This window comes from Rhizobium terricola, assembly GCF_012927355.1.
GTDB lineage: Bacteria > Pseudomonadota > Alphaproteobacteria > Rhizobiales > Rhizobiaceae > Allorhizobium > Allorhizobium terricola.
Window position 1 is genome coordinate 39,716 of record NZ_JABBGK010000007.1, and the last position, 16,945, is coordinate 56,660.

Annotated in this window: 15 protein-coding genes; 9 read left to right on the forward strand and 6 right to left on the reverse strand. The window is 63.1% G+C overall.

Going from position 1 to position 16,945, the window contains the following annotated elements; genetic code table 11:
- The first annotated feature begins 190 nt into the window (after positions 1-190).
- The 8 genes from HHL25_RS20900 (at position 191) to HHL25_RS20935 (ending at position 9,700) form a co-directional block, all read left to right on the forward strand.
- Positions 191-1,270, forward strand: coding sequence for an acyltransferase family protein (locus tag HHL25_RS20900; protein WP_169595175.1), 1,080 nt, complete (start codon positions 191-193; stop codon positions 1,268-1,270).
- A 15-nt stretch (positions 1,271-1,285) separates the two neighbouring features.
- Entirely contained in the window at positions 1,286-2,068 is a 783-nt protein-coding gene (exoK, locus tag HHL25_RS20905) for an endo-1,3-1,4-beta-glycanase ExoK (protein WP_169595268.1), read from the forward strand.
- Between the two features lie 33 nt (positions 2,069-2,101).
- Positions 2,102-3,319 (forward strand): glycosyl transferase family 1, encoded by a 1,218-nt coding sequence (locus HHL25_RS20910; protein WP_169595176.1) that lies wholly within the window; start codon positions 2,102-2,104, stop codon positions 3,317-3,319.
- Positions 3,309-4,331, forward strand: a complete 1,023-nt coding sequence (locus tag HHL25_RS20915) for a glycosyltransferase family 2 protein (protein ID WP_169595177.1) — start codon at positions 3,309-3,311, stop codon at positions 4,329-4,331. Before HHL25_RS20910 ends, HHL25_RS20915 begins: the two co-directional genes overlap by 11 nt.
- A 14-nt stretch (positions 4,332-4,345) precedes the next feature.
- Complete coding sequence (locus HHL25_RS20920) at positions 4,346-5,275, forward strand: glycosyltransferase (RefSeq protein ID WP_169595269.1); 930 nt, start codon at positions 4,346-4,348, stop codon at positions 5,273-5,275.
- Complete coding sequence (locus HHL25_RS20925) at positions 5,272-6,276, forward strand: glycosyltransferase family 2 protein (protein WP_169595178.1); 1,005 nt, start codon at positions 5,272-5,274, stop codon at positions 6,274-6,276. Before HHL25_RS20920 ends, HHL25_RS20925 begins: the two co-directional genes overlap by 4 nt.
- Positions 6,277-6,281: 5 nt before the next feature.
- Complete coding sequence (locus tag HHL25_RS20930) at positions 6,282-7,187, forward strand: UTP--glucose-1-phosphate uridylyltransferase (protein ID WP_169595179.1); 906 nt, start codon at positions 6,282-6,284, stop codon at positions 7,185-7,187.
- Between the two features lie 107 nt (positions 7,188-7,294).
- Complete coding sequence (locus HHL25_RS20935) at positions 7,295-9,700, forward strand: polysaccharide biosynthesis tyrosine autokinase (RefSeq protein ID WP_169595180.1); 2,406 nt, start codon at positions 7,295-7,297, stop codon at positions 9,698-9,700.
- 13 nt (positions 9,701-9,713) lie between these two features.
- On the opposite strand, the gene recQ is transcribed toward HHL25_RS20935, so the two are convergent.
- From recQ to alr, 3 genes are all read right to left on the reverse strand, one after another.
- Positions 9,714-11,573, reverse strand: coding sequence for a DNA helicase RecQ (recQ, locus tag HHL25_RS20940; RefSeq protein WP_169595181.1), 1,860 nt, complete (start codon positions 11,571-11,573; stop codon positions 9,714-9,716).
- 131 nt (positions 11,574-11,704) lie between these two features.
- Positions 11,705-12,955: a D-amino acid dehydrogenase gene (locus HHL25_RS20945; RefSeq protein WP_169595182.1), complete on the reverse strand. Its 1,251-nt coding sequence runs from the start codon at positions 12,953-12,955 to the stop codon at positions 11,705-11,707.
- Between the two features lie 23 nt (positions 12,956-12,978).
- Positions 12,979-14,097, reverse strand: a complete 1,119-nt coding sequence (gene alr, locus HHL25_RS20950) for an alanine racemase (RefSeq protein WP_169595183.1) — start codon at positions 14,095-14,097, stop codon at positions 12,979-12,981.
- A 127-nt stretch (positions 14,098-14,224) separates the two neighbouring features.
- Here alr and HHL25_RS20955 point away from each other — a divergent pair, with 127 nt between their 5' ends.
- Positions 14,225-14,686 carry an Lrp/AsnC family transcriptional regulator gene (locus tag HHL25_RS20955; protein ID WP_169595184.1) on the forward strand — a complete coding sequence of 154 codons (462 nt, stop codon included), beginning with the start codon at positions 14,225-14,227 and terminating at the stop codon, positions 14,684-14,686.
- Between the two features lie 83 nt (positions 14,687-14,769).
- Here HHL25_RS20955 and minE read toward each other — a convergent pair whose 3' ends face one another.
- Genes minE through minC form a run of 3 tightly spaced genes read right to left on the reverse strand, consistent with a single transcriptional unit; the run spans position 14,770 to position 16,610 of the window.
- Positions 14,770-15,030 (reverse strand): cell division topological specificity factor MinE, encoded by a 261-nt coding sequence (minE, locus tag HHL25_RS20960; protein WP_169595185.1) that lies wholly within the window; start codon positions 15,028-15,030, stop codon positions 14,770-14,772.
- Positions 15,027-15,842, reverse strand: coding sequence for a septum site-determining protein MinD (minD, locus tag HHL25_RS20965; RefSeq protein WP_169595186.1), 816 nt, complete (start codon positions 15,840-15,842; stop codon positions 15,027-15,029). Before minD ends, minE begins: the two co-directional genes overlap by 4 nt.
- A 30-nt stretch (positions 15,843-15,872) precedes the next feature.
- Positions 15,873-16,610, reverse strand: coding sequence for a septum site-determining protein MinC (gene minC, locus HHL25_RS20970; RefSeq protein WP_169595187.1), 738 nt, complete (start codon positions 16,608-16,610; stop codon positions 15,873-15,875).
- Positions 16,611-16,945: the final 335 nt, after the last annotated feature.

Below are 16,945 nucleotides of genomic sequence, written 5' to 3' on the forward strand. Positions count from 1 at the left end.
CTGCTGCGCCGCAGCAGGCCTTGGCGCAATTTTCGCTGCAACGCCATATTTTCCTCCCCCTCCCGAACCTAGCCTAAGGATGCGGGCTCAAGTCTGCTCTGGTTGAAACGGCCGCGATCTGATCGCGTCCCCAATAGGGGTGACTGACATCGTGAACGTCGACGCGAACGTATCATCGCGGATCAATCTGATGCGCATTCTGCTCATCGCCGGGATCGTGTTCGTGCACATTCCCTATGATCCGCCGCACAGTCCGTACCTGGGCACCGACGGTGCCGTGGACTGGATCCGTGTCTATCTGGGCGACAGCCTGTTCCGCATCGGCGTGCCCTGCCTCAGTGCCATATCCGGCTACCTGCTCTTTCGTCGCGGCCTCTCCGGCTTCCGATACGGCAAGGTCATGCGTTCCAAGGCGGAGACGGTGCTTGTCCCGTTTCTCCTCTGGAACGGTGCATTCCTGCTCCTCGTTCTGAGCGCCCAGGCGGCCGGCTTCGGACATGGCTATCTGCCCGACGTGATCGGCGCGACGCCCCGCGAGATCGCAAACCAAGCGCTCGCGCTCGAGGGCTGGCCCATCAATCTGCCGCTCTATTTCCTGCGCGACCTCCTGCTCTGCCTGGCGCTTTCGCCGGTAATCGGTCAGCTGGTCATGCGTTATCCACGGACCACGCTGCTGATCTTCTTCGCCTATGCCGTGCTGCCGTTGCCCAACGGGATCTTCCTGAAGAAGTCCATCCTCTTCGGCTTCAGCTTCGGTGCCTACGCCGCTCTGCATGGTCTCGACGTAAAGCGACTGGATGCCTACGCCTGGCCGGTGACCATTGCCGTCGGGTCGGCTTCCGTGCTGCTTGCAGCAATCCTCTACGTTACCGGTCCGGACTATCCCGTTTGGGTCGACATGCTCCGAGGTGTCACTGCGATCTCCGGCATCGTCGGGGCCTGGGCGCTTTCCAGTCTGCTGATCCGTACCCGTGCCGGACAGGCCCTCGGCACCGGCGGTGGCCTCAGCTTCTGGATCTTCTGCGCCCACTATCCGCTGCTCGTGGCTCTATGGATGGCCTGGAACAGGGCGGGTCTCGATGCCTATCCCCTCTTCTATTTCTCCGCACCGGTTGTTGCGCTCGCGTTGCTGGCAACCTCCCACGCCGTGATGGGCCGAGTGGCTCCTCGCCTTCTGGCCGTCCTGACGGGCAACCGCCTGAGCGCCTCTCGGGGGGCACTACGCCCGACCAGCGCTCCGACCACTGAAATCTTGTCCCAACAGAGGTAACCGACTTTGAGACAGATGCACCTGAAACAACCGATTCGCTTCGCTTCGATGATGCTCGCCACGGCCTGCCTCGCCGGAACGGCGGAAGCGCAGAACGGATCCAGCGGCACCTCCTTCGTCGAGACCTTCGACGCGCTCGATCCGGCGATCTGGTACATATCGGACGGCTGGAACAACGGCTCTCACCAGAACTGCACCTGGTCCAGGAAGCAGGTCCGTATTGCAGGCGGCGCGGTCGAACTGACCTTCGAAAAGCGCAGCGTCGGCGAGCGCGATTATGCCTGCGGCGAGATCCAGACCCGCAAGCGGTTTGGCTACGGCACCTACGAAGCGCGAATGAAATCCGCGGACGCTTCCGGGCTGAACTCGGCCTTCTTCACCTATATCGGGCCGGCCGACAAGCAACCGCATGACGAAATCGACTTCGAGGTTCTGGGTAAGGACTTATCCCGTGTCCAGCTCAACCAGTATGTGGGCGGCAAGGGGGGCAACGAGGAATTGGCCGACGTGCCCGGCGGCGCGGCTTCCGGCTTCAACGACTATGCCTTCGTCTGGGAAAAGGACCGCCTGCGATACTTCGTGAACGGCCGGATGGTCCACGAAGTTACCGATCCGACCAAGATCCCGCAAAACGCCCAGAAGATCTTCTTCAGCCTGTGGGGCACCGACACGCTCAAGGATTGGATGGGCAACATGTCCTATTCGGCTCCCTCGAAAATGCAGATCGATCGCCTTGCCTTCACGGCTGCAGGCGAGGCCTGCCAGTTCGAGGAATCCATCGTCTGCAAGCTGAACTGACGCACGTTCCACGGACAAGAGAACGGAGTTCCGATGCTCAAATTGCTCTATCTGGTCCATGACCTCGCCGACCCCGCGGTTCGCCGCCGCGTGATGATGTTCGTTGCCGGCGGGGCGGAAGTGACGCTTGCCGGCTTTCGCCGCGCGGCGAACCCGCTGGCGGCCATCGACGGCGTCAATCCGATCGAACTCGGGGTGACGTCCGACGGGCGTTTCGGTCAGCGCATCGGTGCCGTCGCCAAGTCCTGCCTGTCCATCGGCACCGTTCTGCGCGCTGTGCCGAAGCCCGACGTCATCGTGGCACGCAATCTCGAAATGCTCGCCGTTGCGAACCGTGCGGCGGCGTTCTTCGGAAGCACGGTTCCGATCGCCTACGAATGCCTGGACATCCACCGCCTGATGCTGCGCGACGATGTGGTCGGATCGGTCATGCGCGGTGCCGAAGCGAGGCTTGGACGCGGGGCGAAGCTGCTGATCACGAGTTCTCCAGCCTTCGTCGAGCATTATTTCCGCCCGCTCTCGGGCCTCGACCTGCCGACACTACTCCTGCAGAACCAGGTCCTCGATCTTGACGATGATGGTGACGATTTTCCTCCGCCATCGCCTCCTACCCGGATGACCGCACAGCCCTGGCGTATCGGATGGTTCGGAGCATTGCGCTGCGCGAAGTCGCTCACGCTTCTGTCCGCGTTTTCCCATGCCATGGGCGGTCGGGCGGAGGTCGTGCTGCGAGGCCGGCCGGCTTACTCCGAGTTCGACGACTTCGACGGCTTCATGCGCGACGAGCCCTTCATGTCCTTCCACGGACCTTACCGGAACCCGGAAGACCTCACGCGAATCTATGCGGGGGTTCATTTCTCCTGGGCGATCGACTTCTTCGAGGAGGGAAAGAACTCGTCCTGGCTCCTGCCGAACCGGCTCTACGAGAGCTGCCGGCACGGTGCCGTTCCGATCGCGCTCGAAGGAACCGAAACCGCACGCTTTCTGAAAGAGCGAGGCCTTGGCCTGATCCTTCCCGCTGCCGATCCGGCGAGCCTCACCGCTTTGTTCGAAACCATGACCGACGCAGCCCATCATCAGGCCTGCGATCGAATCCGCGCCCAGGGGCCTGCGCCCTGGACCTTCGATCGTACCGACTGCGAACGGCTGGTGAAGCGTCTGTCGAATCTTGCCGGCGGCGGTCGTGCGGAACGGGTGACCTTTCCGCTCCCGTCGAGCGCCATCGCAAAGGAGAGCTATCATGACGAATGACGAACGCGGATCGGTGCGGTGCCTGATCGTCATCCCCTGCCTCAACGAAGCCGAACATATCGAAGGCGTGATCGAAAATCTCGGCGGTGCGCTTGATGATCTCGATGCACAGATCGTGGTTGCCGACGGCGGCAGCACGGATGGAACCCGTGCGATCGTCGCCCGGATCGCCACCGCCAATCCGAAGGTGTCCCTGCTCGACAATCCGAAACGCATTCAGAGCGCGGCCGTCAACGGCGCAGTCGCAGCTTGTGGAAACGACTGCGACTACCTCATCCGCATCGACGCCCATGGCGACTATCCGCGCGACTACTGCCAGATACTTGTCGAGGAAGCATGCGTGACCGATGCCGACTCCGTGGTCGTGGGCATGCAGACCGTTGGCTTCGGCAGGTTTCAGAAGGCCACTGCACTTGCGCAGAACTCGAAGCTCGGCAACGGCGGATCCCGACACCGCACCGGCGCCGCCAGTCATTGGACGGATCACGGGCATCACGCCCTGATGCGGATCTCGGCTTTCCGGCAAATCGGCGGCTATGACGAGACCTTCCAGCACAACGAAGATGCGGAACTCGATTTTCGGCTGAACAAAGCCGGCTATCGAATCTGGATGACCGACAAGACCAGCATGGTCTACTATCCCCGCACCCGGGTGATCCCGCTTTTCCGTCAGTATTTCGGCTATGGCCGGGGGCGCGCCCGCAACATCCTCAAACACCGCGCCTGGCCCAGCCTGCGCCAGATGATCCCTCTTGCGGTCGCACCGGTGACGGCAGGCGCCCTGCTCGCGGTGATGAACTGGGCGGCGGTCATTCCCTTTTTCGCCTGGGCGGGTGCCTGCATCGCTCATGGCGCCTGGCTGGCGGTCGGGCAGCGCAATCCATATGGCCCGCTCGCCGCCCTTTCGGCGATGGTCATGCATCTGGCCTGGTCCGCCGGCTTCTGGCGCGAACTCCTTGCCCCTCGCCGCCCCGAGCCCGCCTATGCGCAACGACGGGAGATCGCGAGATGACAGTTTCGCCCAACATGCACCCCGCCCCATTGCGCGTCGACGTCGGCATCTGCACCTTCCGTCGCCCGGCGCTGGAGCAGACCCTCCACTCACTGGCGATCATGGCGGTGCCGGAACTTGTTTCGATGCGCATCATCATCGCCGACAACGACACCGAACCGAGCGCCCGCCCGCTTGTCGAGGCCATGCGGGCAACCGTGCCGTTCGAGATCCTCTACCTGCATTGCCCTGCGGCCAATATTTCGATCGCCCGCAATGCATGCCTCGACAACAGCGACGGCGACTTCCTCGCCTTCATCGACGATGACGAGACAGCGTCGAAGTTCTGGCTGGTCAATCTGCTGGCTGTCGCCGAGGCGACGGGAGCGGACGCCGTGCTCGGCCCGGTGGTCGCCGAATACGAGATCGACGCGCCGGAATGGATGCGCCGGGGTGATTTCCATTCGACCGCGCCAGTCTGGGTCGCGGGACGGATCCGCACGGGCTACACCTGCAATGCGCTTCTGAGGACCGGATCCCATTCGCTTGCCGGACGCCGGTTCAAACTCGCGCTCGGCAAGAGCGGTGGCGAGGATACCGACTACTTCACGAACATGCACCGTGCCGGCGGGCGGATCGACTTTGCCGCCGACGCGATCGTCCATGAACCGGTCCCGCCGCTACGGGCGCGCTTTTCCTGGTTGACCAGGCGGCGTTACCGGATGGGCCAGACGCATGGCCGCCTGCTGGCCGCCAACGGGACCGCGGGGCACCGGTTACAACAGGTGGTTCTCGCCGGAGCCAAGCTCGGGTTCTGTGCGCTCGCCACCATCGCCTGCGCACCCTTCCCGATTCCGCGGAACCGTTATGCCCTTCGTGCGGTTCTGCATTCGGGCGTCGTGGCGGGCCTCGCCGGCGTGCGCGAAATTCACCAATACGGACAACTGGGGACGACAGCATCATGACCGTGTCGACACCGGACGTCAGCATCATCATCGCAGCCTTCAACGCAGCCGGAACGATCGAGCGCGCGATCGCCAGCGCGCTTGGGCAGGAAGACGTCTCGCTGGAGGTCATCGTGATCGATGATTGCTCCACCGACGGGACACGCACGGTCGTCGCGGGCTTCGAAGACCCGCGCCTCCGGTTCGTGCCGCTTCGAGAAAACCTGGGGCCGGGCGGCGCGCGCAATGCCGGCATCGATATCGCCGAAGGTCGCTGGATCGCAATTCTCGACGCGGACGATACGATGCGTCCGGACCGTCTGGCCCACATGATCGACAAGGCGGAAGCAGGTAGCGCCGAGATTGCCGTCGATAACCTCGCTGTCGTCACAGCAGATGGAAACTCGCGTGCGATGTTCGACGAACTCGATCTTGCGACACTTCCGTTCCTGACACTCGCCGATTTCATCGGTTCGAATGTGCTTTTCCGCGCCGAGTATAATTTCGGCTACATGAAGCCGGTCTTCCTCAAGCGTTTTTTGAACGATCATGGTTTGCGTTTCGACGAGAGCCTGCGGATCGGCGAGGACTACATGCTGCTCGCTTCCGCCCTTGCGGTCGGCGGCGAGTGTGTCGTCTGCCCCGGCGTGGGCTACCTCTATTCGGTGACCGAGGGTTCAATCTCGCGCGCCCTTGAGGTGCACCATGTGGAGGCCATGCTGGCCGCCGATGCGACCTTCCTGCGCCGCTACCGCCTTGATCGGAAGGCGTTTGCCGCACAACATCTGCGTCACCGAAGCCTGCGGCAGGCGCGCTCCTTCCTGACACTGGTCGATCAGTTGAAGCGGCGTTCCTATACCGGCGCGCTGTGCACGGCGATCTTAGATCCCACCGCCCTTCGCCACCTCCGGATGCCGATCGCCGTTCGCCTGAGGCGGCTCATCAGCGCGAAAGGCCGCCCCTCAGGAACCCCATCGAAACGCCACAACCCGGCCAACGGCCCTCACGCCAGCAAAGGATAAGTGCCATGGACCTCAAGAAGACCGTCAGGAAAGCGATCATTCCCGTTGCCGGCAACGGAACACGATTTCTTCCTGCCACCAAGGCAATGCCGAAGGAAATGCTGACGATCGTCGACCGACCAGTCGTGCAATACGCGGTCGAGGAAGCGCGCGAGGCCGGCATCGAACACATCGTCTTCGTCACCGGCCGCAACAAGCAGGCGATCGAGGATCACTTCGACGACACGCCGGAGCTCGTTTCCTCGCTTTCCCGCTCCGGCAAGACAGCCCAGCTTTCCGAGCTGGCCGAGATGCTGCCCGTCGCGGGATCGGTAAGCTTTACCCGCCAGCAGGCGCCGCTTGGCCTCGGCCACGCGGTGTGGTGCGCCCGCGACCTGATCGGCGACGAGCCCTTCGCCCTGCTTCTGCCGGACATGATTTCCTATGGGACGCGCGGCTGCATGGCCGGTCTTGCCGACCTCTATGCGACGACGGGCGGCAATGTTCTCGGGGTCGAACAATGCTCTCCGGAAGACGCCTCCAAATACGGGATCGTCGGCAAGGGATCGCCCGTGCCCCACGGCTTCGAGGTTACCGCCATGGTGGAAAAACCCCGTCCGGACGAAGCGCCTTCCAACTATTACCTGAACGGCCGCTACATCCTTCAGCCGGAGATATTCGAGATCCTCGCCCATCAGCCGCGCGGTGCCGGAGACGAGATCCAGCTGACCGATGCCATGGTGACGCTGTCGAAACGCCAGCCCTTCCACGCCCATCCCTATGACGGGCGGACCTTCGATTGCGGTTCGAAACACGGCTTCATCGAAGCCAACGTTGCCTTCGCGCTCGCACGCACCGACATCAGCGGCCTGGTCTTCGATTCCGTGCGCGAGATGGTGCTCAACCACGAATGCCGGATAGAGGCAGCGTGAAGCGATCCGCCGGTCTCTCCTTCCGTGGACGCCGGCCCCATGTTCAACGACTGGCCGGCGGGGGCATTCGCCCCGGCAGGAACCCCCATTTGGAGACGAACGCGCCCATGAACCAGAGAACCCTGCCATTGAACGGCGTGTTGCACCGGGAAAAGGACGACGCCGATTCCTTCATCGATCTCGACCGGCTGTTCGCCTCGATCCTGAGGCGTGCAACGACGATCGGTCTTACCACCGCCGTCTTCGTCGTGCTCGGTATCGCATACCTGCTCGTCACCACCCCCATCTATACCTCGATGACGCAGATCCTGCTCGACGAGAAGCTTTCCCGCTATGCGGAAGAGGAACTCGCCTCCCAACAGAGCAAACAGCAGGCAGACACACAGATCTCCAGCGCCGTCGAAATCCTGAAATCGAACAAGCTCGCCTTGCGCGTCGTCGACGAGGCCGGGCTTGCCGACAATGAAACCATTCTCGATCCCCCGAAATCTCTGGCGGGAACAGCCAAGTCCTGGTTGCGCGGGACGGTCAGCCTCTTTCTCTCCGCCGTGTCCGACGAGGCGGCACTCGAAGGCCGGCGACAGAAGGCAGCCGCCATGCTGCAGCAGGGCATCGCGGTCGAACGGGTCGGCCGCAGTGCGGTCGTGGCACTTTCCTATCGCTCGCCAGACCCACAGCTCGCCGCCAAGGTCACTCGCGCCTATGCCGATGCCTATCTGGCAGACCAGCTCAACGCCAATTTCGACGCCGCCGAGCGCGCCTCCGTGTGGCTGCAGGGCCGGCTCGACAATCTTCGCGAACGGGGCCAGGCGGCCTCGCTCGAGGCCGAACGCTACAAGGCGGCGAACGGGCTCACATCCACGCGCGGCGAGCTGATGTCCGAACAGCAGCTCACCGACCTCAACAGCCAGCTGATCATCGCCCAGGCCGACGTGGCACGGGCCTCGGCGCGCTACAACCAGTTCAAGGCGATCATCGACCAAGGCCCGGACAATGCGGTCAAGAATGCGATGATCGGCTCGGGAGAGACGGATAACACCGTGATCCGCGAATTGCGAGGGCGCTATCTGTCGATCGAGCAACGCGAACGCGAGGTGACCGGAAGCTTCGGCGCCGACCACCCGCAAGCGGTCGCGCTCAAGACGGAGAAGAGCGACGTCGCCCAGCAGATCTTCCAGGAAATCCAGCGCCTCGCCGACGGCTACCGCAACGAATTCGAGGTGACCCAGTCCCGGGAGAAGTCGCTGCGGGAAAGCATCGCGGGGGTCACTGGAAAGAATTCCGAGGCGAACAAGTCGCTCGTTCAGCTGCGCGAACTCGAACAGAAGGCGACGGCACTCAAGTCGCTCTACCAGTCCTATCTGGACCGTTACGAACAGGCCTCGCAACAGCAGTCATTCCCGATTGCAGAAGCCCGCGTCATATCAGAGGCGGGTGTGCCCGTTTCACCGTCGAGTCCGAAGAAAACGATGGTCCTGGCGCTCTCTGTCGTGCTCGGCCTGATGGCCGGCGGTGGGCTCGCCTTCGTGCAGGAGATACGCGAGCGATATTTCCGGCTCGGCGGCGACGTGCGTTCCGTGCTCGGCCAGACACCGCTCGGCTACCTGCCGCTTGTCGGAGCCGCGCAGAAGAAGCCATTTGACAGGCTCAATGCATGGATAAAGCGGGGTCGCGAACCTGCGCCCGAGCCGCCGCCCGAACTGCCGCTCGAGCGTATGACGCGTCTCGTTCTCGAGGCGCCGCGTTCCGCCTTTGCTGAGACACTGAGAAACGCCAAGCTCGCCTGCGACATCGTTCTTCAGGGCCGGGCGAGCCGCGTCATCGGCGTGGTTTCGGCGCTGCCAGGCGAGGGAAAAACGACGGTCGCGGCGAATTTCGCAGCGCTTCTCGCGGCAAGCGGCAAGCGCACCCTGTTGATCGATGCGGATCTTCGCAATCCGAGGCTGAGCCGCATGCTGAGGCCCGTTCCCAAGGCCGGGCTCGTGGAGGCCGTCATCGGCGATGCGTCCTGGACCAGCCTCGTCCGGGTCGACCCGCAATCGAAACTCGCCATCCTACCGATCCTGCCGCGCCCCTATGGCGAGCAGCTTCCGCACACCAACGAGCTTCTGGCGTCTTCCGGCATGTCGAGCCTCATCGACAGCGCCCGCCAGGTCTTCGACTATGTCATCGTCGACCTTGCTCCGCTCGGACCTGTCGTTGATGCCAAGGCTTTTGCCGGACAGGTCGATGGCTTCGTGTTCGTCGTGGAGTGGGGCAAGACGCCGACCCGCCTGGTTTCCGATCTGCTGGATGCCGAACCTCTGATCGCCTCCAAGATCCTCGGCGTGCTTCTCAACAAGACGGACATGGATCAGCTCGCCCGATACAGCGACTTCGGGGGGCCGGAGAAGTTCCGCAATGCCTATGACAAATACTACCAGTCGCGCATGCCGGACGTCGGTCCGCCACGGCGCCCGCCGTCGCCGGCTGCCGCCGCCGCGACAACGGAGACCCAGCCGGTCCGAACCTGATCGGCTTGTACGGTCATTCCTGGTGCGAGCGGATCACTTCGAGGAAGGCGTCGCCGTAGCGTTCGAGCTTCGACTGGCCGACGCCGGAGATGCCGAGGAGAGCCTTGTGGCTCGTCGGACGGTCGGTCGCGAAGGCGACCAGCGTCGTATCGGGAAAGACGACATAAGGCGGAACCGAGAGCTCCTTCGCGATCGCCATGCGCGCCACCCGAAGGGCCTCGAAGAGCTCCATATCCGACCCCACCAATATCGACCGTGCGTTGGCGGAACTCGCCGATGCCCCTTTCGATGCCTTGCCGCTTGTCGGACGGTCCTTCCTGAAGCGCACCTCGCGTTCGCGCCGAAACACGGCCCGGGCGTCCGGCTCAAGACGAAGCGCCCCGAAGGCCGAATGATCAACACTGACGAGGCCGGCAGCAAGCAACTGACGGTAAACCGATTGCCAGGTTTTCGACGAAAGCTCTTTGCCGACACCGAAGACCGGCATGTCCACGTGCCCGAAGCGAATCGTCTTCTCGTTTTCGACGCCGAGCAGGACGTCGATCAGGTGTCCCGTACCGAAGCGTTCGCCGGTCCGGTATATCGCCGCCAGCGCCTTGATGGCCGCTTCGCTTCCGTCCCAGGTCTCGACCGGCTTCAGGCAGGTGTCGCAGTTGCCGCAGCCGCCGGGATGCGGCTCGCCGAAATGGGCAAGGATCGCCTGGCGCCGACAGCCCGGCGTCTCGCAGATCGCCAACAGGGCGTTGAGCTTGGCGCGTTCCACACGCTTCACCTCGTCGGATGAGCCGCCTTCATCGATCATCCGCCCCCGCTGGATGACGTCGGCCATGCCATAGGCCATCCAGACGTCGGACGGCAGGCCGTCGCGGCCCGCGCGCCCGGTTTCCTGGTAATAGGCCTCGACGGATCCGGGCAAGTCGAGATGTGCGACATAGCGCACGTTGGGCTTGTCGATGCCCATGCCGAAGGCCACGGTCGCGACCAGGCATAGCCCTTCCTCCTTCAGAAAGGCGTCCTGATGGGCATCGCGGATCGGGCGCTCCATGCCGGCATGATAGGCCAGCGCGCGAACGCCTTGCGTGTTCAGCCATTCGGCTGTGTCCTCGACCTTCGCACGCGAGAGGCAGTAGACGATACCGCTCGATCCCTCATGGCGTGAAAGGAAGCGCAGGAGCTGCTGGCGCGGCTGATCACGCTCGACGATTTCATAGGAGATGTTCGGGCGGTCGAAGGAGGTCGTGAAGACCTCGGCCGAGTGAAGACCGAGCTTGTCGATGATGTCTTCGCGCGTGTGAGGGTCGGCGGTCGCGGTCAATGCGATGCGCGGCACGCCCGGATAGTCTTCGCCGAGCCGCCCGAGTTCGCGGTATTCCGGCCTAAAATCATGGCCCCACTGGGAGACGCAATGTGCTTCGTCGATCGCAAACAACGCGATCCGGGCATTGCCGATCATGTCCTTGAAGCCCGACGTGACGATACGTTCTGGGGTGACATAAAGGAGATCAAGCTCTCCTCTGTCGATCGCACGGCGAACCTCGACATACTCCTCGCGCGACAGTGATGAGTTGAGGGCGGCAGCGCGCACGCCCAACTGCCTGAGGGCCTCGACCTGATCGCGCATCAGGGCAATGAGCGGGGAAACGACGATGCCGATCCCATCGCGGCAGAGGGCCGGGATCTGGAAGCACAGGGACTTGCCGGCCCCGGTCGGGAAGAGAACCACGGCGTCCCCACCGGACACTACGCGCTCGACCACCTCGGCCTGCCTTCCGCGAAAGGCGGGATAGCCGTAGACCTGCTTGAGCACCGCAAGCGGGTTCTTCGCGCCCTCGTTTTCAAACAGGGAATCGATACGGTTTGTCGTCTGCGGCATGGAATCGCTTTCGTGAGAAGGCGTTCACTATGGCACAGATCGCGCCGTTGCCGCGAGTGGAGACGACACGGCAGACGCCTTCGTCCTCAGCGAAAGCCTCGTGCCGGCCGTCAATTGCCGCTCGTTCCGGCTCAGTTGTAGCGGGCGATTGCCAGATCCTTGGTCTCGATTTCCGGCGTCTTGCCGGTCACGATGTCGCTCAGCACCTTGGCCGAACCGCAGCTCATGGTCCAGCCCAGCGTGCCATGGCCGGTGTTCATGTAGAGGCCACGAACCTTGGTCGCGCCGATGACCGGCGTTCCATCGGGCGTCATCGGACGAAGGCCCGACCAGAAGTCGGCCTTTGACACGTCTCCACCCGGGAACAGGTCGGTCACCGAATGCTCCAGCGTACGGCGTCGGGCGAGGCCGAGATCGTTGGTATAGCCGGAGATTTCCGCCATGCCACCGACGCGGATGCGATCGCCGAGGCGGGTGATGGCGATCTTGTAGGTCTCGTCCATGACGGTCGATTCCGGGGCGCGGGTCGCATCGGTGATCGGGATGGTGAGCGAGTAGCCCTTGACCGGATAGACCGGCAGGCTGATGCCGAGCGGCTTGACCATCAGCGGCGAAAAGCTGCCGAGCGCGACGACAACCGCGTCGGATCTTGTCACGCCACGATCGGTCACGACACCCTTGGCCTCGCCGCCTTCGACGACAATCGACTTGATGGTGCGTCCGTAGTCGAAGACGACACCGAGAGCCTCGGCCTTCGCGGCAAGCGCGTTGGTGAACTTGAAGCAGTCGCCGGTTTCGTCCTTCGGCGTCAGCAGGCCGCCGACGATCTTTTCGCGTACATGGCGCAGGGCCGGCTCGACGCGAATGCAGGCCTCCGGATCGAGGACTTCATAGGGAATGCCGTCCGCGGCCAGTGCCTTTACGTCCTTTGCGGAGGCGTCGAGCTGTGCCTCGGTGCGGAAGAGCTGCAGGGTTCCCTGCATCCGCTCGTCATAGGCAATTCCGGTCTCGCTGCGGACCTCGGCAAGGGCAACGCGGCTGTAGTCCGCGAGGCGGAGCATGCGGCTCTTGTTGATCGCATATCGCGAGGACGTGCAGTTGGACAGCATCTTGAGCATCCAGGAGATCATCGCCCCGTCGACCTTCGGGCGAAGGATCAGCGGCGCGTGTTCCATGAAGATCCACTTCAGCGCCTTCTGCGGGATCCCGGGTGCGGCCCAGGGTGAGCAATAGCCGAACGAAACCTCGCCGGCATTGGCGAAGCTGGTTTCCAGAGCCGGACCCGCCTGACGGTCGATGACGGTTACTTCATGACCGGCCTTGGCGAGATAATAGGCGGAGGTTACGCCGACGACGCCGGCACCGAGGATAGTGACTTTCATGGCAGACCCAGTTTCGATGGAGCTCAGCGATAGCGCCGCTGGAAGCGGCGACCGAGGCCGGTCAGGATTTCATAGGAGATGGTTCCGGCATCCGCCGCAAGGTCTTCCAGAGACTGATGCGGGCCGATGACTTCGACGTGATCACCGAGCTTCAACCGGCCGGCGGGCAGATCGCTGATGTCGACGATCAGGCTGTCCATCGAGACGCGGCCGACGATCGGCAGGCGAACACCGTCGCAAGAGACTGCACCGCGGTCGCTCAGGGAGCGGGGAAGGCCGTCGGCATAACCGACCGACAAGGTCGCGAGCCGGCGTTCTGCCTTCGCCACATAGGCGCCGGAATAGCCGACCAGCGTTCCCGCGGGCACCGTGCGGGTCTGGACGACGGGCACGTCGAGGCTGACCACCGGCTGCATCGGGGTGTCGATGACATCGGTCGGGCGACCGCCGTAGAGGGCGATCCCCGGGCGCACGAGCGCGCCGTGGAGGTCACTCCCGAGAAAGATGCCGCCCGAGTTGGCGAAGCACAGCTGATGGTCAGGGAAGAGCTCGGCGAATTCGCGCATCGCAGCCGCCTGCGCGGCATTCTGCGGGCTCTCGGCCTCATCGGCCGATGCAAGATGGCTCATGATGTAGAGAACGTCGACGCCATCCAGGAGCGAGGGTTGGTGCGCCAGAAGGACAGCTTCTTCCATCGACAGGCCGAGCCGTGACATGCCGGTGTCGAACTGCAGCAGCGCCGGCAGTTTCTGGCCGCGGGCCTTTGCCAGCTCGTTCCAGTTTTCCACCTGCTCCAGGGAGTTGAGCACCGGCACGATGCCACGGGTCGCGCAATCGCCTTCAAAACCAGGCAGGAGACCGTTCAGGACGTAGATGCGGGCTTCTGCCGAAACATGCGGCTTCAATTCGAGGGCTTCGCCATACTGGGCGACGAAGAAATCGCGGCAACCGGCCGCGTCGAGCACCGGTGCAACACGCGCAACGTCGAGACCGTAGGCGTTGGCCTTGACGACGGCCGCCGCGCGAGCCGGAGCCACCGTTGCGCAGAGGCGGAGATAATTCGCCCGGAGGGCTGAGAGATCGATCGTCAGCCGTCCGGCCGACCCCACATTTGCCGATACCTTGAAGCGTTGCGCGTCCATCAAGCCACTCCGTAAGAACCTGAGAAAACTGTAACGCAAATATCAATCGTGAAACTTGCAAATCATGCAAATAACGAGCAATTCTTGACCGTAGTGATAGATTCACGCGCGAAATCGGAAAATTCCCTTGCAAGCCTTGGACGCCATAGACCGCAATATCATTCGCATGCTGCGGCTAGACGCCCGCATCAGCAGCACGAAGCTGGCCGAGGCCGTCGGGCTATCCCCGTCCGCCTGCCTGCGTCGCATTCACCTGATGGAAAAGGGCGGGGTGATCCGCGGCTATACCGCGCTGGTCGGACTTGGCGACGAGACCAGCGCGATTGCGGTCATCATCAACATCACTCTGGAACGGCAGACCGAGGACCACCTCAACCGCTTCGAGGAGGCCGTCAGGAGACACCCGGAAATCCGTGAATGTTACCTGATGACCGGCGGGTCCGACTATTTTCTGCGGGTCGAGGTGGAGACGCCAGGCGATTTCGAACGGATCCACAAGGAGATCCTTGCCAAGCTTCCGGGCGTGTTGCGCATTCATTCCAGCTTCTCGATCCGGAACGTGCTGGCCGTCGCGCCGAAGCGACGCTAGGGGTGGAGGCGGTCTGCAGCGCTGTGAACGCATGACCCGGACTCGGACGGAGCGCCCTACGGCGCTCCGTTTGTCTTCAAAGCTCAGGCAGCGAGGCGTGCCGCGTCGAGCGGGATTTCGACCTCGATCTCGAGGATCGAGACGTGCTCGTCACGATCCATCTTGACCTGAACGCGATCGCCATCGACCTGGACGTGTCTGGCAATGACGGCGAGGATTTCCTCCCGCAGCACGGCGACGAGGTCGGATCCGACCGAAGCACGCTCGTGGGCGAGCAGGACCTGCAGGCGTTCGCGCGCCATCGGCGCCGATCTCTGCTTACGGAACAGACTGAATATGCTCATGCCGCCCTCCGCGCGAAGATCTTGCCGAAGAGCCCGCGCTTTTCGCCGGGAATCTCTATCGGCACGGCTTCGCCCGCCAGCCGGCGTGCCGCATCAAAATAGGCCATTGCCGGAGCGCAACGCGCATCGGCCAGCGTCACCGGCGCACCGATGTTGGAGGCGCGCAGGACGTCCATGCTTTCCGGGATGATGCCGAGCAGCGGAATGGACAGGATCTCCAGAACGTCGTCGACCTTCAGCATGTCGCCACGCTGGGCGCGGGCCGCGTCGTAACGGGTCAGCAGAAGATGCTTCTCGATGCGTTCGCCGACCTCCGCCTTTGCCGTCTTGGAGTCCAGCAGGCCGATGATGCGGTCGGAATCGCGCACCGACGATACTTCCGGATTGGTGACCACCACGGCCATGTCCGCGTGGCGCATGGCAAGCGTCGCGCCACGCTCGATGCCCGCCGGGCTGTCGCAGATGACCCAGTCGAAATAGCGCTTCAGTTCGTTGATGACCTGCTCGACGCCTTCCGGCGTCAGGTTGTCCTTGTCGCGGGTCTGTGAAGCCGGCAGGAGGAAGAGGGTTTCCAGACGCTTATCGCGAATCAGCGCCTGCGGAAGCTTGGCATCGCCCTGGATCACGTTGATCAGATCGTAGACGACGCGACGCTCGGCGCCCATCACGAGGTCGAGGTTGCGCAGGCCGACATCGAAATCAACGACGACGACCTTCTCATTTCTCTGTGCGAGGGCAGCACCCAATGCGGCCGTCGAGGTGGTCTTGCCGACCCCGCCCTTGCCTGAAGTGACGACCACTACCTTCCCCATCTTGCTCTCCTGTCTTCGGCCGGCTGCGGCTCAATTGAGTTTGTCTGCCATGATCGTTTCGCCTTCGAGCCACCACTGGACCGGTTGTCCGCGGAGGTTCTGGGGCATGTCTTCCGCCATCTTGTAGATGCCGTCGATGGCGACCAGTTCGGCTTCGAGCTTGCGGCAAAAGATCCGCGCGCTCGCATTTCCGATCGATCCCGCCATCGCGCGCCCCCGAAGGGCGCCATAGATGTGTATGGAACCACCGGCGATCACCTCGGCGCCCGAAGCGACGGACCCGATGATGGTCACATCGCCATCGGCAAAGATCACCGACTGGCCCGAGCGGACCGGTTCGCTGATGATCAGCGACTGGAGCGCCTGGCGCGTCACCGGCGGCTCAGGCTTGGCGGCCTCTGCCGGGGCGGCAGCCTCGTTAGCCGGTTCTGCGACGGCCACCTCGAAATCCGCCGCCGGCCGGCCGCCCTTCAGCGCCGGGGGCATTCCGGGTTCGACCAGCGATGGCCGCCCGCCCTCAATGCCCATGACGCTCACATTCCTGCGGCCGAGTTCGGCGATCAGCCCCTTCAATTGCGGACGGTCGATCTCCAGATCGGTGACATCGAGCACGACGGGACGACCAAGAAAGAAGCCGGCAGAGCGCGCTGCAAGATCGTCGAGCCGCACCAACCAGTCCTCGAGGGGAAGGTCGGGCGACAACACCACCGCCAGAAAGGAGCGGCCCTTGATTCGGATCGAGCGGGCGTCTGTTAGCACTTTGGTCATCTGCGTTAAGAATTGGTTATCCTTGGTACCTTCGAGATGGTTAACAAATGGTTAACATCGGCCGCGATGCAGTTGCGCCGGATCGCCGAAAATTTCAGGAAAATACATATTTTCCCGAGCCTTAGACATTTTAAGGCAGATATGACCGTCCGCCTTTTTTGCCGGACTTGCTCGGCCGCTTAAGAGGGGGAGATCAATGCACATGGCCGGTTTTCCACGGACACGGGCGCGCCGTTGCGTGCCGGTCGGCCAATTGAGCCACGTACCGAAAACTGCCGGGACTCCACCTGCAACGGGTAGCGATTACCGCTGATTCGAAAAGCCGTCGGGTCGGC